18 protein-coding genes and 2 pseudogenes are annotated in these 18,601 nt (G+C 35.0%); 10 read left to right on the top strand and 10 right to left on the bottom strand.

Translation table 11 applies throughout. The annotated features are described in order from the left end of the window. Positions 1-661: 661 nt before the first annotated feature. The 3 genes from FTT92_RS16140 to FTT92_RS16130 form a co-directional block, all read right to left on the bottom strand. On the bottom strand, positions 662-919 hold the full coding sequence (locus FTT92_RS16140; protein ID WP_004726728.1) for a hypothetical protein: 258 nt from the start codon (positions 917-919) through the stop codon (positions 662-664). 349 nt (positions 920-1,268) lie between these two features. Next, positions 1,269-1,865, bottom strand: a complete 597-nt coding sequence (locus FTT92_RS16135) for a putative adenosine monophosphate-protein transferase Fic (RefSeq protein ID WP_179990952.1) — start codon at positions 1,863-1,865, stop codon at positions 1,269-1,271. Positions 1,866-1,877: 12 nt separating this feature from the next. Next, the gene (locus FTT92_RS16130; RefSeq protein WP_000946583.1) at positions 1,878-2,045 is read right to left on the bottom strand and encodes a YhfG family protein; all 168 of its coding nucleotides are present in this window, start codon (positions 2,043-2,045) and stop codon (positions 1,878-1,880) included. Between the two features lie 317 nt (positions 2,046-2,362). Here FTT92_RS16130 and FTT92_RS16125 point away from each other — a divergent pair, with 317 nt between their 5' ends. From FTT92_RS16125 to FTT92_RS16880, 4 genes are read left to right on the top strand one after another with little or no spacing between them, the layout of a single operon-like run. Beyond that, entirely contained in the window at positions 2,363-2,812 is a 450-nt protein-coding gene (locus FTT92_RS16125) for a hypothetical protein (RefSeq protein WP_002046161.1), read from the top strand. Beyond that, complete coding sequence (locus FTT92_RS16120; protein WP_127800787.1) at positions 2,799-5,138, top strand: hypothetical protein; 2,340 nt, start codon at positions 2,799-2,801, stop codon at positions 5,136-5,138. Before FTT92_RS16125 ends, FTT92_RS16120 begins: the two co-directional genes overlap by 14 nt. A gap of 4 nt (positions 5,139-5,142) precedes the next feature. Continuing rightward, positions 5,143-8,343, top strand: a complete 3,201-nt coding sequence (locus FTT92_RS16115; RefSeq protein ID WP_127800785.1) for a site-specific integrase — start codon at positions 5,143-5,145, stop codon at positions 8,341-8,343. A 60-nt stretch (positions 8,344-8,403) separates the two neighbouring features. Then, on the top strand, positions 8,404-8,511 hold the full coding sequence (locus FTT92_RS16880; RefSeq protein ID WP_372551473.1) for a hypothetical protein: 108 nt from the start codon (positions 8,404-8,406) through the stop codon (positions 8,509-8,511). Positions 8,512-8,655: 144 nt separating this feature from the next. Here the strand turns inward: FTT92_RS16880 and FTT92_RS16110 are convergent, their stop codons facing one another. Both FTT92_RS16110 and FTT92_RS16105 read right to left on the bottom strand, forming a co-directional pair. Further along, positions 8,656-8,874: a hypothetical protein gene (locus FTT92_RS16110; RefSeq protein ID WP_000550047.1), complete on the bottom strand. Its 219-nt coding sequence runs from the start codon at positions 8,872-8,874 to the stop codon at positions 8,656-8,658. A gap of 30 nt (positions 8,875-8,904) precedes the next feature. After that, the gene (locus tag FTT92_RS16105) at positions 8,905-10,287 is read right to left on the bottom strand and encodes an IS200/IS605 family accessory protein TnpB-related protein (protein ID WP_180027309.1); all 1,383 of its coding nucleotides are present in this window, start codon (positions 10,285-10,287) and stop codon (positions 8,905-8,907) included. A 642-nt stretch (positions 10,288-10,929) separates the two neighbouring features. Between FTT92_RS16105 and FTT92_RS16100 the strand changes: the two genes are divergently transcribed. Next, complete coding sequence (locus FTT92_RS16100) at positions 10,930-12,129, top strand: integrase arm-type DNA-binding domain-containing protein (protein WP_005245164.1); 1,200 nt, start codon at positions 10,930-10,932, stop codon at positions 12,127-12,129. A 41-nt stretch (positions 12,130-12,170) separates the two neighbouring features. Here FTT92_RS16100 and FTT92_RS16095 read toward each other — a convergent pair whose 3' ends face one another. Next, positions 12,171-12,584, bottom strand: a complete 414-nt coding sequence (locus FTT92_RS16095) for a Cd(II)/Pb(II)-responsive transcriptional regulator (RefSeq protein ID WP_005245163.1) — start codon at positions 12,582-12,584, stop codon at positions 12,171-12,173. 79 nt (positions 12,585-12,663) lie between these two features. Here FTT92_RS16095 and FTT92_RS16090 point away from each other — a divergent pair, with 79 nt between their 5' ends. Both FTT92_RS16090 and FTT92_RS16085 read left to right on the top strand, forming a co-directional pair. Next, on the top strand, positions 12,664-13,068 hold the full coding sequence (locus tag FTT92_RS16090) for a hypothetical protein (RefSeq protein ID WP_163146585.1): 405 nt from the start codon (positions 12,664-12,666) through the stop codon (positions 13,066-13,068). After that, positions 13,055-13,942: a cation diffusion facilitator family transporter gene (locus FTT92_RS16085; RefSeq protein ID WP_127800877.1), complete on the top strand. Its 888-nt coding sequence runs from the start codon at positions 13,055-13,057 to the stop codon at positions 13,940-13,942. Before FTT92_RS16090 ends, FTT92_RS16085 begins: the two co-directional genes overlap by 14 nt. Positions 13,943-14,026: 84 nt before the next feature. Here FTT92_RS16085 and FTT92_RS16080 read toward each other — a convergent pair. Then, positions 14,027-14,251 (bottom strand): annotated as a pseudogene (locus tag FTT92_RS16080) (efflux RND transporter permease subunit); the annotation flags it as partial. On the opposite strand from FTT92_RS16080, the pseudogene FTT92_RS16075 reads away from it, so the two are divergent. Beyond that, positions 14,251-14,394: pseudogene (locus FTT92_RS16075) on the top strand (antitoxin HicB); the annotation flags it as partial. The pseudogenes FTT92_RS16080 and FTT92_RS16075 overlap by 1 nt on opposite strands. A gap of 252 nt (positions 14,395-14,646) precedes the next feature. Here FTT92_RS16075 and FTT92_RS16070 read toward each other — a convergent pair. Next, complete coding sequence (locus FTT92_RS16070; RefSeq protein ID WP_004658363.1) at positions 14,647-14,898, bottom strand: hypothetical protein; 252 nt, start codon at positions 14,896-14,898, stop codon at positions 14,647-14,649. 194 nt (positions 14,899-15,092) lie between these two features. Here FTT92_RS16070 and FTT92_RS16065 point away from each other — a divergent pair, with 194 nt between their 5' ends. Then, complete coding sequence (locus tag FTT92_RS16065; RefSeq protein ID WP_004658364.1) at positions 15,093-15,314, top strand: helix-turn-helix transcriptional regulator; 222 nt, start codon at positions 15,093-15,095, stop codon at positions 15,312-15,314. A gap of 172 nt (positions 15,315-15,486) precedes the next feature. Here FTT92_RS16065 and FTT92_RS16060 read toward each other — a convergent pair. Continuing rightward, a protein-coding gene (locus tag FTT92_RS16060) for an IS3-like element ISAba14 family transposase (RefSeq protein ID WP_099046175.1) occupies positions 15,487-16,631 on the bottom strand; the annotation gives its coding sequence in 2 pieces (ribosomal slippage) (positions 15,487-16,367 and positions 16,367-16,631; 1,146 coding nt in all). Between the two features lie 277 nt (positions 16,632-16,908). Between FTT92_RS16060 and FTT92_RS16055 the strand changes: the two genes are divergently transcribed. After that, positions 16,909-17,697, top strand: coding sequence for an aminoglycoside adenylyltransferase domain-containing protein (locus FTT92_RS16055; RefSeq protein WP_038350081.1), 789 nt, complete (start codon positions 16,909-16,911; stop codon positions 17,695-17,697). 126 nt (positions 17,698-17,823) lie between these two features. Here the strand turns inward: FTT92_RS16055 and FTT92_RS16050 are convergent, their stop codons facing one another. Then, complete coding sequence (locus FTT92_RS16050) at positions 17,824-18,282, bottom strand: DUF523 domain-containing protein (RefSeq protein WP_077170035.1); 459 nt, start codon at positions 18,280-18,282, stop codon at positions 17,824-17,826. Positions 18,283-18,601 lie beyond the last annotated feature (319 nt).

Below are 18,601 nucleotides of genomic sequence, written 5' to 3'. Positions count from 1 at the left end.
CTATAAATATTGAGGATATTTTCTTAATGCTTTCAATATAGCATGCGGCTATATGTAACTCGAACGGGCTTAATCTGCCTTTCAGTATAAATTTTTTGGGCGTGAGAGGGGAGAGGTGTGAGGGCAAGCAATTTATATCGTGGATACTTCTAAATTACTTATGTAATAGAAGGTGGTAAACATGGATTTAGAGGTAATAACACTAAATATAAAAAAATTGGAAGAATAATTTATTAAATTATTGTTTTTATGTGGTTATTGGTGATGTTATGAATAATAATAACTTTTTTCTTGATGAATTTTACCTAAAAAAATTGATCAGATAATTTTCTTTAAATGTCATGCATACATAAATTTGACAGTTTGAAGGGATCGGTATGTGCATTTTTCACAAGGTTAAAGATCGACCATAAATGTGATAAACGGCAGAGGATCATTGAAAAATGAATGGATTTAAACACTACATGTATGCACGAAAAAAAGTATCGCTGCGGTTCTGCTGACAGGCTGTATTGAGCATTGAATGCAAATGATGTAGTAATTGTCTACAGGCTATAGGACCAGCATGAAGAAGAATGAAATGTAGTTGCCAATTTATAACCTTGGTTGAAAAGCATAGCATTGTTATTCGGAGAAGTGAGGTAAGCCATCCTTCTCTTATTCATTTAAAATGATTCTTACTCAACTGATCTCGACTCATGGGCTGGTTCCAATTAGACGGATAATAACTTCCATCCCCTATCTTTTTCTTACCACATTTCTTGCATTTAATCCCTTCTTTGGAGATTTGATTCAGCATCACTGTTGTCGGTTGAATCAAATCAATGACATAGTTCGTTGGTTCAGGAAAAGCAGAAGAGGCTGCTTTATTGCAAAAGAGAACATTCGGATCAAATGGATTGGATTGCACAAAAGCCATGATACAGCCACAGAGTAATTCACCTGCATGTAATCTGTAACATCCATTCAGGTCATCAGACGAAGATTAATCTGAAATTTAAGCACTAAACACCATAAATCTATGTATGGGCAGACTTTTTTGAGACATATGTTGATAAACATGCGGCAAGTTACATTGCTTAAAAGTCTATCTAAGTTAACGATCTATTCAATTCTGGATAAGTAATCTGAATATTACGATCCTAAATTACCCGAAGAGTATTAAGATTTCTAAGAATCGTGATTGTTGGTTTATTTGGGAAATTAATCAGTGGATTGAAGCAAAGATGATGGCTCATTAAGGATTGTGGGCTTCGACTACTTAAATTTTAGGTATTTTGAATAAAGCATATTTCAAAAATCTTAATTAATGGATTTAAATTACCATAAAAACCTTCAATATTGGCTTGAATCCATTGTTGTTGAGAGTCAATGCGAGACCAATCAATACCATAACCACAATGAGCAATCAGATGCTCAAAGAAAATCCGTTGTGTACGTCCATTACCTTCACGGAATGGGTGTATGACATTAAGCTCACAATACAAGTCGGCAAGTTGAGGAATCAGTTGTTGTGGTGCTAAGCCTTGAAAGTATTTTTTTTCTTGAAGCGGTTTGAGTAGTTTATTGGTTTCAATTTCAATACGGGAAAAATTACAAAAACGGGTGTCACCTTTGGAAATATCGATTTGTCTTAACTTTCCTGCCCAGTCGTATAAGTCGCCAAAGAGCTGCGCATGAATTGATTTTAAGTATTGTAAGTCGTAAGGTGGTTCAGCATATTCAATTAAGTTACTTGCCAATCCAGACAGTTCTAGTTCAGCTTGTTCTAAAATTTGTTCATCACGAATATTGAGTTTGTTCTTTAGGATATTTGTGCCAGGGTAACAATACAGGCTGTCACCCATTTCCCCATATTTATCCATACATGCACCTGACTAAGATTCGGGTTGCGAATACTTCTTATATTTTTGCAAGATTTCAGCTTTACTTTGTTGAGTTGTTTGAGCTGTCGTTGTAATGCCTTCAAGCTTTAGGCTGGCTTGATAGTTTTGCGAACGTGTCGCTTGAATATATTTTCTTTTCTGTTCAGTGGTTCTGAGCATTTCGAAACTCCATTGATGCTACACGTGAAGTAAGTATAGCAGAGAATCTTTTTGATCAATGCTGCATACACAGCATTTCTAAAATGTAATACAACGGTATTGTTTCATGTAATAACAGAAAACTAAAAAAAAGTGGAAGAATTCTTAAAATTTAGACCGTCATAGATAAGCAAACCGTATGTATTTGTTGAGAATTGTAATTTTGAGAAAATTTAGTTGATAAATTAAATGAAGTTTCATATACAAAGATATGCTCATTTTTTAAATCGATAAAAATGTTAAGATTTGACTATTTGGTAAAAAATATAGAAATTTTTATGGGGCAATTTATCATGCCCTTTTGCTTTGACCGAAAAAATGTTCAACTTGAGATAGTAAAAATTAACTCAGAACTACTGAAAATCAAAAAGATTAAACAGAGTCAGAAAGTAGTAGTACAAGCAAAGTTCAAAATAATCTATGTGAAAATTTGGCAAAAAATCTTGCTATTGATGCAAACGGAGCCAGGCTTACGTGTGCATTCTAATTATGTTGCAATCTTACAGTTGATACATAATCTTGATGATTTTATCGAAAAATCACAACAACACTTGTGCTTTGAAAGAAAAGCTCAGAAAGAACTGGATGCTAAATTTTTTGCAAGATTTTTTAAGCTAACAAAGAATTCAATAAAGGATCAACTTTTACCAAATCGTTCTGATCACAATGAATTTAAACAATGCAACGTGATAAAAATATTAAGCGAAAATGAATATGCCAAACATTGAAACACAAGAGCAATTCTTAGATTTAGCAGAAAAATATCAACAAGATTATTGTCTATTACGTGATGATATTGTAAATACACAATTTGTCGATCTATCAGATGATTTGTATAAAGATGTCTACGCTCTATACAAATTAGCACAACAAATTTATAGCTATATATCAGGCTCCAGACAGATCGGTAAGTATTCTTTTTTAGCTGCTGTGAGTTTTTTTGCATGTCCAGATTCTAGTAATACACAAGAGCTGTCATCGCAACGTTATTTGATTCTACAAGCGAGTTTTTTAACATATCGGCAGTATCAAGAATTTGCAAAAATTGATAAAGCTGAGAATAAGCAAAAACATGTTTGTGACCTATTACGCTATGTCTCACGATATGTGCTGGATTCTAATCATGCTGAATTATTTCATGAATGTAGTAAGCTGCTAAATTGTTATGTCACGTACGAACGTAATTTGAAAAAAGAGGATCGTAATCAACTTTTTAATATTAAAGATTTCGAACAAGTACAAGTCATAGAGTATTTATCGGCTCTATTAATAATTTTTAAAAGACTAGATGATCGTCGTGTAGTTCATCGTCAGCGTAAGTCAAAAAAAAGCAAAGTTTTGCAATGGCCGACGAAAAATGAACTCAAAAAATTTCGTGAAATTAAAACGGGTAAGCAAGTAGATATTGGACATAACGCAAAGATTAGTATTTATGATGCCGCTCTTCACAAAGATGAAGAGGGTGAAGTTGATCTATTAGATCCTGAAATGGAGTTTTATTCAGAAGATGAAAAGTCTAAAAATTTAAATTATATACTCAGCGATAATGCGACGCATCTAATGCGGCATCGCCAGCGCCGTCATGCTCCTTTTGTTACAAATCCACATTATTTGGCGCCAGATATACTGAAGCAAATTGTTTATGTGTTGAGAACCGAGTTATCCGGGCACTGGAGGGATGCTGCAATCGCTGCAGCATGTTTATTGTCACTTTTGACGGGATTATCACCCGTCGCACTGATGGATTTTAACGAGCTTATTCAAGATGGAATTTTGATCCAGAATGGTTCAAGTAGACGTCGCGAATATTTACTCAAATTAAATCTTAAAATTACAGAGCAGAAGATTAAGAGCTTAAATCATGTGCGGTGGAATGAAGTGATGACACATCAACTACATTTACCTTCTGCTTGGTTTGACTATATAGAACAAGCATCGAATCCACTAATTTCATCAACACACATTAATACGAAACTTAAGAATTGGCTTGATAATCGGTTTGTAGGTTCGATCACTGTAGAAAAACTGCAGGCTCAATTATATTTTCATATATATTATGAAACATATAATGAATATCTTGCTCATGTAATTGCTGGGCGGGATAGTCAGCATCACATGCCTGGTATCTATTATGGCGGGCTACCGAAAACTCAACTCAGTAGCACATATCTAGCCTTTTTAGAAAAAGCACTTACACCACATTCCACACATTTTACTGAAGACACGGCTGAACTAAAAATATTGCAACAACAATTCAAAGTGCAATCTGCATTATCTATAGGAAGGATAGGGAGCCAACTGGCACTTGAACCCAATTTTGTGAAAGAGCAATTCCATATTTTACATAGACATTGTCACGAAAACATCCAAGAAGATAAGCACATTATTAATCAACTTAATGCATATGCGTGTTGGATGTGGCATATCAGTTTGTTGAGTTTGGCAAGTCGGCCTAAAAAAAACCTGTTGGGGAATTTGGATGATTATTGTGTTGAGCTCAAGCTTTTATATGTGAATGATAAAAAAAATAGTAAAGCAAGAAAAGATGGTCGTTTTATCCCTTTATCTGATTTTTTCATAAAAACACTGCAAAATTACACTGCCTTTTTAGAACAAATTATTGAAGCGTACGGTTCATTTTTTAGACAAGTCTTTGCAAAGAAGAAGATAACTGTAAATGATCTTTTTGGTAAGGTCATTTTTAGTAAAGATATCTTGCCGATAACTGTCAAAGAATGGCAGAGCAGGAAAATTAAGTTAATCCCTTTATCGAGAAAATGGGTGAATTCATATATGCAAGGAGTCTTTCCAAAGAATATGTATTCGAATTGGTTACGTCATTTTGACATGAACTTTTTGATGCATGAGCAGCAAGAGGGTAAACCAGCATTAGCTTTTCACTTAATTCAGGCCCTGTATGGTCATGACCAACGTGACCGAGAGGCTTTTCATCCGCATTCTTCACTTATCCCGAATGTCTATGTACAGCAAGCCCGCCAGCAATTGCAAGATAATGTCAAATCTTTATCGATTAAACACTTAGAGCGAAAATAGTTGTATGCAAAAAATCAAAGAACTAATAAAACCACAACTAGATGATCTATTTGTTGATATTCATAAAATGGTGAAAAAGTCGCTAGATAGACAGCCTTCTCCACCTGAAGTATTGACGAAAGAAATGCAGCAAAAACTTGATCAGCAGATCGCTGAAAAATGGCATGACATTAAAGATAGTGTTGATTGTTTGAGTCAAAAGTTGAGCCGAGACGAACAATCAAAACTGATGCAATTTACTGAAGATGAATTTAATAAAAGAAGGAAGCAATTCAACCAGAATGTAGATAAAAAATCATACAGAATTAAGCTAAATCCACATACTAAACGGATCGTACTGCCTAGAAAAATTGAGAGTACAGAGTCACGGTTAGAACAGGGGCATCTACATATCCATGTACTTAAGGAATTAAGGCAGTATTGGCAAGATTCATTTGAATATTGGAATGAACCAAAGTACTTATGGGGAAATTTATGCTTAAGTTTTATATATATTTCAGGCTGTGCAGATGAACAGCATTTGATTGCTATTCAGAAGCAATTGCAGGAGGCCATTGAGCTTGGTACAGATCTGAATTGTTTTCGGTTATACCATTCGGACTACAAAAAAATCACTAATCCATTGTTACTACATTATCGTGTTGAAAACTCTCAATATGGCAACGATGTAGAACAGGGAAAGTTGTACCAATGGAAACATGTTTTTTTTAACCCATATGCGCAGTTCATTTTGCAATATTTAAAAAAGTTGAAAGCTGCTCAGAAAGAATTTTGTCTGCAACATTCAGTTGAAGATTGTATTTTAGAAAGCTTGAGTAAGATAGGCAGGAAAAAAAGTCTTGGGGATCTGCAATATCAAATTAAACGCCGTGGATTTCGTGCATTTAATGATGTGCAAATGGTACTCGAATTTAATCCAAACCTCAGCATAGATATATTTTTGAGTAATGTGCTTCAGCAAGAGATTAATACTGTTGCTTTAAGGCCATCCGAATTTAGATTGCTGTGGAATAATGATTACAATCAAGTCACAGAACCAGATAATCGCCCTATTCATTTTGAACAAGAGCAGTTACTTCCTGAAGTTCCGACTGTTCAAAGCAAATTACAAACGATTCCGTATGAGTTGATGTTGTTTGGTCAAAAGAAACGTAAAGGTCAAAAAGTTGAGCGTTTAGATAAAAAGAGGAATAAAGAAGAACGCACGCTACGTTTTTGGCAAGAAACTAGAAGGGTGTTAGAGGAGAAGATAGTTGATGCTAATACGGAGGAAAAGTCTTTAATTGATGCTCAACTACGCTTAATTCACTGGTTAATGCATTTAAAAAAACGAGGGCTTCAATTATCAACTATTGAAAGCTACTTAGGATCGTTTGGCAAAGAATTTATATTTGAGATTTGGCTCAATAAATTAGATTTAAAGCAACAATCCATAGATGACTATGAGGATTTATATCGGCAGCTATTGAAATACAGCAGTGAACGTGATGAAAAAGCAGTTCAACGAGATTCGGTGAAAGGAAAAACCTCTCGTAAGATGCACCAAAGCGCAGAATACCGTTTTGGTCGCCTAAAAGATTTTCATCAATTCTGTATAGAGAATTATGATGCTCCAGGGGTATTGGTGTTACAGAATTCAAGTTTTAAGCATTTACAAATTTGCAATGCACGGCTAGTGAGTCCTTTGCTATTTGGCAAATTATTGGAAAAACTAGAAAATTTAAGTCAAGAGCCAACGGCATCAGAGTGGGTCGATCATCTGAGTTGTTTAAAGCTGATGTATTTACTAAGTTATAGAACTGGACTTCGATTAAATGAAGTTCGTTGTCTTAAAATACAAGATATTATTTGCCCAGAGCTACTTTATAAAGAAAAAGAAAATACAGTTTTTAATAATATCACGCTTCATATCCAAGACAATTCATATCGCCGTCTGAAAACGCGAAGTGCGAATCGTCAAATACCATTGAAAATTGCATTGTCAGAACATGAGTTTTTAGTAGTACAACGTTACATACAACATCGTTATGAGCAATATTTGGTTAATCAGCAGGATGATCTACTTTTTAGTGTGAATCATCGTGTATTAACTGATCAATGTATCAGCAAAATTACAGTAGATTTGTTTAGTCAAATATTAGGTATGCATCATGGCTTTAGTTTTCATACATTACGCCACAGTGCTGCTAACTATCTAGCAATAACTTTGCTCGGTTCAAAAGAAATGATCAAGACCTACACAGATTGTCCTTGGGTAAAAGCAAAAAAGATGAGGGATTTATTGTTTGGTATGAAAGCACGTGCTCAAGAAGAGATTATTCAACATAAATGGCAGGTGCTCGCCTCTTGGATGGGGCATAGCAGTATTGAGCAAACGGCTTCAAATTACCTTCATGTTTTGGATTTATTAGCAGTCGATCGAATTTATAATTCGCCGTGTATCATTTCAAAAAAAGTATTAGAACAGTGTTTTAGTCCAGTGAAGTCAAGTACAGACTACATAAACCTAAATCGTTATACTCAGCAGCAGAAATGGTTTAATTCTTATCAGCAAACACAGCCAGTTACGATGGCTGGCCGACAAGAAAAGAAGTTTAGTATAGAGAAGAGTACTCTGACACCTTTTCAACGTTTGATAAGTTTTAGAGAAGGTCGATTAAGCGAAGATACCCAAGCTCAAGAATGGATGCAACGATGTCAATGGATGAGCACTAAATGGATGGATCGCCAAAAATTTAATTTAAAAACGAATTATGTTTATAGTAAGAATTTAGAAGAGAGTTGGTTTGATGAACTTTACGAAAAGGCTAAAAAACTGACTCGTCCAGATGAAATAATTCCTCTCCTTGATTTTCATTATAAAGATGATAGGCAGCAAGATGCACTGAAAGAAAAGAACATGGTTAAGGCGCTTAAAATATTATTATTATTTGGAAAACTGCGTAAGAATTTTCTACATTTTCAATGCCGAATGAAAGGTGATGAGCAACAAATTGTTAATTTTATTACTGGTATAGAGCCAATGTTAGGAGATCATCTGTATTTAGAAAAACAAAACTACCCAGTTAATTTGGATGCTCCTGAGCGAACCGTTAAATTTAGTTTTCAAAGAGTTGTCGGCTCTAACAAAAAAAATGTTACTCCGCTGGTTATATTTAATTTAATGTTAAAAATGATGCAAAAAGATGAACTCTGGATCAAATAGCCTAAGCATGTTAAAGGGGAATTGTTTAGAAATTTCCCTGTTTATAAGTAAACTGCCTTTATGAAAAGCACCATGCTGACTTGGATTAATAAGCGGAATGTAGTATCACAGTTTGATCGCTGGATTTACGAAAATGGTGTGAAGATTAGCGGTATGGTAAATCGATGAGCTAAAGTGTTGTAGTCCAAACTCGATCTGACAATTACCCATTTTTTAGTGTGCCCGTCAGGTTAAATTTGAACTGAATTTTTCTCAGCCCAAATTCATTTCCAATCAAGTTATGTTTCAAGTGGCGTGCGAACACTGCACAATTTAATTCACGGTGCCTAAGACAGGTATCAACTTCGGACCAGCCATTCTAGCTTTGCTAATGATTTCCACCAGCTCATCATAAGTCAGTTCAAACTTATCCTCACTATCAAATACATAGACCATATTCTTGCCTTCATGTTCAGGTGGAGTAGGTGGTACAAATCGTTTCGGGATAAGAATTTGTGCGAGTTGTTCGTCAGTTAATTTAAATAAGTGCATGTTTTTATCCTACTGTTCCTTAAAATGTATTCAAACATACTCAAGGACTAATTCGCACTCTGTTAATGTCTTGTTGCCAAGCGTGTAACTAGAGCCTGAGTCGGTCAGTTCCGACTTGTAGCGGTCAGTCCGTTCTTGAAATATACGCTTTACAGTTTTGTAAGGCGTATAACGACTTATCTCATTGTCGTTTAATCTTGCAAGCACGTTTCTCGCAGCATTCCAATCAGCTTGCACAACTTCCCCATTGAAACGGTGAAAACGATCTCCCTTACGTGTACCTATTAAAAGGCCATGCAAGAAAGAATCACTTTGCGAAGTATATGCAGAATTGACTAGATGCACCGTAGAACCTCTACGGTGAGATATAGAAGTTAGGGCATTAGCTAACAAACCTTTAGCCCATGTATTTAAGCGTCTATTGGTGTTTTTGCCATAGTTGCGTTTACTTTGAATTGGGGATGTTAAATCTTCCGCAACAATCACTTTGGCTTTATCAACCAACTTGTGAGTTGCTGTAAATATTAATGTTTTGAGCTTTGCTTTTTGAGTATCTTGTCGCTTATCTAGTTTTTTTCGACCTAGATTATTTAACTCAATTTTCTGTTTCTTGTGTGGTTTAGCTTTAGCAATCGCTCTGAGCTTGTTTCTGTGCTTGTACTTTTGATTTAAATAATCTGATTCACTTGAGATCAGCTTGCCTAGACCACTCCCATATACATCGCCATCAGAGTCCACAAAAGCTTCTGAGTACCCTTTATCAACACCTACGGTTTCCTGACCACAATCCTGTGTTTCAACTGCATCATAAGTTGAGTGAACTTCAACATTACCGTTTTTTAGAATGATTCTAAGTGTGCCTTGTGGCGCAAAATCAACAGTCGTATTTAATGGGATTTTAATGGTTTGTCGAGGGATTAGGCTTGGTACTTTAAGCCAACATTGACCATTTAACTCAAAGGTTTTACACATATCCGCACGAACAATAATTTGATTATGTGTGTGATTAACACCATGCTTAAAGTGATTACGCATTTGACGATGGAGGAAATTATCAGTCATCCATTCATCTTTTTTAAGCAAGGTGTATAGTCTTTTTTGTTCATTATTACAGGAGGTGCGTTTTCGGATCGCCTGCTTTACTTTGTCTTTTGATGCTTCTCGATAGGCTTTAATATCACCTATGCAATCACGTAGCGTTTCTTTCCACGCATTTGCAGAAACACCAAAGTCACGACTTTCTTTCATCCACGCATCACGAATAGCTCTGTCACTGATATTCAAACCTGAAATAGCACCATATTTAGCCCACACCTCGCTACGAATACGACCAAGTAAAACAGCTTGTTTCTCAAGCTGTTTGTACTTTTGCACATTCAAGTTTTTACAATGGTGGATGCGTGTTAATTTCACAAAGTCATGCCTAGGTTAAGGGATTGGATAATCAATAGATATGGATGCTAATATACCAAGACACTCACCTAAAATACAAAAGATAATCATTTAAATCTCTAATAAATACCCACCTTGCCACTACTGAATCGACATAGACAAAATGAGAACTTATGCAAATATTTGTCTATATTTTTAGTTATAGTTAATTACTCTCGTAAAACAGCTGACGAAGTCCGAGATAGAATCATTGCGTCAAAACAAACGTGATGCTTATGCACTTATGATGAAAATGAATTAATTATTATTTAATTAAGTTAAAAGACTGCTATATAGCGGTCTTTTTTGTTTTTGAGCTCTACAAATTTTAATGAGTACATATAGTTACTTTTATAAAAATGATAATAAAGGGTAGAGGAGGTCATCTAAGAATTTAAAGCACAAGACTTATTTAACATTGATGACAGAAAAAGTGAGTTGTTGGGAACTTAAAGAAGAGGTGGTACTTATAATGGTTACTAAAATACAAATACTTAAAATATTAAATATATAAAACAATATATTACAAATATATATGATGCGTAGTGTACGCATCATACATAAAGCGTTCTATTTTGATATAATTGATCCAATCAACCCATTGTTAGGTTTCATTTAAATTCCATGAGTCTTACTGAAATTAAAGTTCGCCAAGCTCATTGTAAGGAAAAAACCAGTTTTTTATCCGATGAAGATGGGCTTAGCCTGAAGATTGAGCCGAGTGGAAGAAAATCTTGGTGCTATCGCTATACAGATCCACAAACTAAAAAACGTCGACGCATTCAGTTAGGTCGTTATCCTGATTTATCGCTGAAAAAGGCACGACAAGTCAGAGATGACTTTAAAGACAATGATTTCTGTTTTGAACAAGATACTGCCTCTAATGTCATCACCTTTGGTAAGGTCGGGGAGGAGTGGTTACAGTTCAAACTGAAAAATGCCTTCAACGATCTACCCCGCTGTGGTGTACTACAGTTAGCAGAAAGATGCTTACAGCAAGATATTTATCCAGACCTTCAGGATCTACCTTTTCAAAACATCAAGCGTTATGACCTGGTTTCAGTAATCAAAAAAATAGAGGGACGCCAAGTAAAAGAACCTGTCAAGAAAGCTTGTAGTTATTTGAACCAAATTTATGACTACGCTGTAGCGATGGGTTATTGTGAATTCAACATCGCGCATGGTTTAAATAAAATCGCCATTAACAGTAAAATCAAGAAAAATTATCCGTATTTGAAAGCGGAGGATATATCTGATTTTAAGTATAAATTACAAAAATTGGATGCCCATCCGATTATTAAAAAAGCACTGCTGTTCAAATTACATACTGGCGTGCGAGGGGCTGAATTGTTATTGGCTGAGCCTCATCATTTTGATTTAAATGAAAAAGTCTGGAAAATACCTGCCTTGCATATTAAACAGTTTCGACGAAAAGTCATATTAGGCCATGAGATTCCCGACTTCTTAGTTCCACTTTCAGATCAGGCTTTAGATATTTTAAAAGACGTCATGCAATGGTCATACGGTGAAAAGTACATTTTTGCTAGCCCACGGAAACATAATCAACCGATTCATTTTAATACATTAAATATGGCTATACGTAAGATGGGCTATGGAAAACATCAATTATCCTCTCATGGACTACGTTCCACTTTTAGTACCATTTTGAATGACTCAGGTTTGTTCCAGGATAACTGGATTGAGGCACAACTTTCACATATTGATAAGAACCGTACCCGTGCCAGCTATAATCACGCTGACTATTTAGCCCAGCGGACTGAAATGATGCAGTGGTGGGGTGATTATTTAAGTACTGCTAAGTGAAAATCGTACTTTTATACATAGACTTAAAACATTATGGGGTTTCAAATGGATAGTAAACAATATACTTGCCGTGTTACATGGTCAGCAGAATATAATGAGTATGTTGGGTTGTTCGAACCACAAGCACTAGCCATTTGTTGTAATTCAGCTTTAAGCGCCCTTAATTCTTTCATGCGTTTATTCACTAGTGCAAGTTGCTGATCAATTAATGCATTAACGCTAGAGCAGCTTTCTTCTGGCTTATTTTTTAATTCGATAAGACGTTTAATATCATTGAGTGATATATCTAGGCTGCGACAATGCTTTACGAATTCCAATTGTTTAAGTGCTTTGCTATCATACAGCCTGAAATTACCTTCTGAACGATTTGGATTTAACAGTAATCCTTCTCTTTCATAATATCTAATCGTTTGTATTGAACAGCCCGATTTTTTTGACAATTCGCCTATTTTCATCAATTTCCCCCAGACATTTGACTCTATAGTTACTATAGAGTCTATAGTATAAGTATGCAACGAAAAGGATATATAAAAAATGACTGAGAAATATTTAAACAATACGAATATCGTTAATTTTGAACACAAAGATATCCAATCCTTGATCGATCAACGTAGGTGGAAAAACTTGGATAACTTCAACAAAATTGGTGCCGCTTATCAGTTTGTAAAAGATGATTTTTGTGGTTATGGTGTTGCAACAAAGTGCTTTTCATCACCAGATACAGATTGGCGTGGAGAAAATACCTATATTCAAAAAGAAGGTATTCATGATGACTTTGGGCTTTATGATTCCCCTGATGAGTTCTATCTCGAAAAAGGGACTAACTTGTCGGGGTTCAAACGCTGGATATATCAACGCTTGATACGTCACTTGATTAATATGAATGTATCAAAACTAAGAAATAGAAAAGTACTAGAGGTACAAAATGCACAACCATAATCATAGTCATCAACATGGTAAAGATGACCGTATTGGTTGGGCATTTTTCCTTAATGTGACATTCACTATTATCGAATTTATAGGTGGTTGGCTCACTAACAGTACGGCGATAATGGCAGATGCAGTTCACGATCTTGGTGATAGTCTTTCAATAGGTTTTGCGTGGATTTTAAGTCGTTTTTCAGATAAAGAAGCATCAGATAAGTTTAGTTATGGTTATCGTAGACTTACTCTCTTTGGCGCATTGATAAACAGTATTGTTTTAATCATTGGCTCAATTTGGATTTTATTTGAAGCAATTCCAAAGCTGTCCAATCCTGAAATGCCTGTAGTCGAGGGGATGTTAGGGCTAGCGATACTCGGCGTTGCCGTTAACGGATATGCTGTATTAAAATTAAAAGCGGGTGAAACATTAAATGAGAAAGTGCTGACATGGCACCTTCTTGAAGATGTACTTGGATGGGTTGCCGTTCTTATAGTCTCTATCGTACTGTTGTTCGCTGAACTGCCGATATTAGATCCCCTTTTATCAATAGGGTTCACGCTGTTCATCTTGTTTAATGTTTTCAAAAACCTGAAATCAACACTCGTTTTATTTCTTCAAGCTGCACCCGATAAAGAGACTCAAAAGCGTATTAAACTATCACTAATGGAATTTCCTGAAGTTAATGGTATCCACCACATGCACTTTTGGTCACTAGATGGTGAAAGTCACGTTTTAACAGCGCACCTTGAGCTGAGTGACAACTTTGACGTTAAAGAATTAATTAGGCTTAAACAAGAAGTTGCAGCTAAATTATCTTCCTATCATTTATCGCATACAACGATAGAGTTTGAGTTTTTAAATGAAAATTGTCGGGATGAAGCGCAGTAAGCTTTATCAATAAAATGTTGGGCATACAATATTAAAAGCAGCTTAATTAGGCATAACCTAGTAATTAAGCTGCTTTTTTTGATTTTAAATTTCGTCGGATTGCTGTTTGCTACTCTCAGAGCCATGCGCCCATTGATATAAAATAGGCAATACAAACAAAGTTAAAATTGTAGAAGATACAATACCGCCGATAACAACTGTTGCTAGTGGTCGTTGTACTTCTGCACCAATTCCAGTGTTTAACGCCATTGGAATAAAACCTAAACTTGCGACCAGTGCCGTCATTAAAATAGGTCTTAAACGAATGATGTGCTGAGTTTCCATCATTGTCTTGGCTTGATGCGGATCAGTCTAAAGCATTCTCAGGAATAGAGGAGCTCGTTGCTGATGTTGTCGCTGATATGATTAGCAATAATGAAAAAGTTCCTACACCACTCTCCGGGAAAATATAGTAGGCAGTTTGTTGTCCTTGTTCTCAGTGGTTCAACAAAAACTAGCCCTCGAAGCCGCAGAACGTGGCGTGGACATAAATTGTTTAGTATCAGTAAAAAGAGCGATGTAATTTTAGTACGAGTGAGTGATAGAGCAGGAACCTATGCTTCATATATTCAGTAAATGGTATGTTTTTGAATTAATAGGTATTTTTAAATAAAGCTTTCTTTGATTTAGTGCTTTTTATTTAATAAATTAATTTTAAAAACAACTTAGGCTAATTGATAAACACTATCTGGAAAGATTAAAAGAAAATATTTTTTAATTTCTGCTAATTCATTTAAGGCAGGTTCCCTTTCAAGCAGTTGAAATGTCCAAATAAGTACAGCCTGATGATTATCATAGCAAGTATTTACTCCAAGAAAATTAGCCATTCCATAACTTCTATTGATGTTCATTTCTTTAATTAATTGATTTCCTAAGTCACGAGCTTGCTGGCTGATCAATAACTCATTTGGTAACACGGCGGTCATCTCCACAAAATAATCTAATGCAGGTTCAATCCTTATATTTAAAAAGTTATAATTTAGTTGAAATGGATAAAATATACTTTCTATAAGTTGTAATAACCTGCTGTAGGTTAATTTTAGCAAAGTATTACTCAGTCAACAACTTCAAATAACCCACAGCAAGTTATTTTTTGTAAATTAATTTAAATATGATTACTTGTAAGTTATCTAGCCTCATGGGCGATAGAAAAATTTTAAAATTAAGTGAAGTGGTGCATGCAACAGGTATCAATCGCAACACGCTCACAAGTATGTATTATGACCGTGCTGTACGTATTGAATTACCAGTCGCCGATAAGTTGTGTAAGTACTTTAACTGTACGATGAATGATTTGTTTGAGTTTAAGGAAGAAGTTGAAGAAAAAGATTAACTTAATACTTCGTTTGATAAGTTTTTCGAAGAAAAAGACTAGCCAATACTTAGTTTGATAAGTTTTTCTCTGCAGATCTAATATTGAATTTTATAAAATATCATTACAAACAGAGGTGGTTCCACTTGTTTGAACAACTAAAAGCGTATTTATAAGTGATATTCCGCTCTAGTTAAGCCACCTTGTTTTGTTGGGGTAGCTGATCATAGTAAAACTCATTTGGTGTCATTTTGTCTAGACTCGAATGAGGTCGTTTCAGATTATAAAACTCAAAATATGCACTCAATTGCTTTTTCGCATCTGTGACACTGCTATAAGCTTTGAGATACACCTCTTCATATTTAACGCTCCGCCATAATCGTTCAACCATCACATTATCTACCCATCGACCTTTACCATCCATACTGATTTGAATGCCATTTGATTTCAATACATCAATAAATGCATCACTGGTGAACTGACTGCCTTGGTCTGTATTCAATATTTCAGGTGATCCATATTTTTCAATCGCTTCATTTAAAGCCGAAATACAAAAATCCACCTCCATACTAATCGATACCCTATGCGCAAGTACCTTGCGGCTATGCCAATCAATCACAGCACATAAATAAACAAAGCCTTTTGCCATAGGGATATACGTTATATCCGTAGACCACACTTGATTACTGCGCTGAATAGCCAATCCTTTGAGCAGATATGGATATTTACGGTGAGCTTGATTAGCCTGGCTTAAATTTGGTTTGCAATATAACGCCTGAATACCCATTTTCTTCATTAAAGTACGTGTATGACGTCGTCCTATATGATGCCCTTGACGATTCAACAAATCACGCATCATACGACTGCCTGCAAAAGGATATTGCATATGTAATTCATCAATACATCGCATCAGCTTCAGATCTGATGAGCTAACAGGTTTTGGGCGATAATAATAACAACCACGAGAGACTTTCAGTAACTTAGCTTGTTTAGATACTGAAATCTGAAGTGAGTGATCGATTAACTTTTGTGGTTGAAGCGGCCCAGTTTCTTCAACACACCTTCTAAAAAATCAATTTCTAATGCCTGCTCACCGATTTTTGCATGTAACTTTTTAAGATCAATGGGAGGTTCTGATGGAGCTTTTGATTGATCGAAAGCTTGTGAGGAAGCTGAGATCAATTGATTTTTCCAGTCAATAATTTGGTTTTGATGAACATCAAACTCAGAACTCAATTCAGCAAGTGTTTTTTCTGCTTTGATCGCAGCAAGTGCTACCTTAGCCTTAAAGTCGTTTGAATGATTTCTTCTTGGTCTACGTGCCATAAAATACTCCATATATTGATGTTTATAACATCATTTGAGGAGCAGAGTATCACTTATAGGAGTTGTTCAAATTTCCGGATCCATCTCTAAGTGAGGAGGAAATGACTCTTACTATTCAGATGTTGTTTCAAGCTTTTTTTGATTGATAGAGTTTTATGTATTAAACTCTATATTGAAAGTAAATATATTGTAAAAATAGTATGTTATTTACTAATTGATTAAATTATTTACACTTATTCTGTATAATGCTCTATGAATTCATTACTTATTTTTTTAAATTAAAAATCATATGCAAAGCTTAAATGATGAAGAGTGTCGCCAAGTTGAAAGTGTAAAACAGCTTTTACAAAAAAATTTTAAAGATAAGCTTTATGCTATTTATTTATATGGTTCGTATGTTGATGGTGGTTTAAAACATAAAAGTGATCTTGATATTTTAGTTATTATTGAACGTGAAATTACCGATCAGGAAAGAAAACAATTAGCGCAGAATTTTCTAAATATATCTGTTCCGATTGGTCATGCTACAGCGCGTGCCTTAGAAATTACGATATTAGAAAAAGGGAGTATTACCAATAAAAATCATCCATATACATATCAGCTACAATATGGCGAGTGGTTGAGAGAAGAATTACTCAAAGGTGAATTACTTTATAGTCAATCTGATCCAGATATTAGTATTTTACTTAAAACTGCCCAATTACATAACATTACTATCTTTGGACCTGATATTTGCGATTGGTTAAATCCAATTAGCTATGAACAATTAATATTTGCCATGCAAAAAACTTATCCACAAATTATTGCTCATTGGAAAGACGATCAGGATGAATGTAATCAAATTTTAGCGCTATGCCGTATAGCTTATACATTAGATCATAAAACAATAGTTGCCAAGGATGTTGCTGCGACATGGTTTTTAGAATTCTTAAGTCAGATAGATCAAGACATTTTGCAACTCATAATAGATGAATATATTGGGCAAGGTCATGAGCAATGTTGGTTAGTTTTACATGATCAGCTTGCTAAAATTGTTAAAGAATTACAGCATAAAATTGAACCACTACTTTTTAACTGATGTGGAAGTAATGGATATGCTTCTTAGATTATTACCTCACTATATCTCTAAATACCGAAGAGACTTGATATTGCAAAGGGGGGCGTGGTTGGAGTTGCATGAAGATTTTAAATAAAAGCGGAGGAACTAGGGTAAAAGTTGCCAAAAAGTTTCTTCTGAAATGACTTTTATATTATGACGTTTAAGCAAAGCGGAGGTAACTCCATTGCCATAGATCTTATTCCCATTAAATTGACCATCGTAAATCATTGAACTACCACATGAAGGGCTATTTTCTTTAAGCACTACCAGAGTAGCTTTTAATAATTGAACTTTTTTTAAAGTTCTATATGCCCCTTCAATATAGATTGAAGTCACATCCTTTCCTGATTTTTCAATTACACAGGCTTTTCCATCTAAGACATCATCGCCATTACCTCCCGAAATCTCGGCAGGTTCGCGTGGTGTTGATAAACCGCCAAGAATCTCTGGACATACCATAGTAGCTTTTCCATCTTTGACTAATTTTTCGATTTTTTCGTTTAAGCTATGCGTCCCGTTATAACGTACCTTTAAGCCAGCCAGACAAGAACTTACTAAAATCATATTTCCTCTATGAAAAAGATATGTATCGATTTGCTATTTAGCCAGTACCTATTATTTTTTAAAATTAATAGGTTAGTGCTATGGATAAAACAAGAATTTAAATATGATCAATGCAAAGTGAGTTATTTTTTTTCTAACCCACAAAGCTTATAGATTAGTTTGATCCTTTTTGTTTAGAAAATTTATCAACAGTGATGTGTGCTGAATTAGCAGGAGACTTTCACTTGGGAGATTCTAGGCAGCTAACCGATAAAAGTCTTCTGCCATTTGATTTGGTGTCTTAAAATCCAAGCCTTTTTGAATTCTTCGCTGATTATAA

This window comes from Acinetobacter sp. YH12023 (assembly GCF_013420135.1).
Classification (GTDB): Bacteria; Pseudomonadota; Gammaproteobacteria; order Pseudomonadales; family Moraxellaceae; genus Acinetobacter; species Acinetobacter amyesii.
The sequence above is the reverse complement of the archived record's forward strand: the minus strand, read 5'-3'. Positions and strand labels throughout refer to the sequence as shown.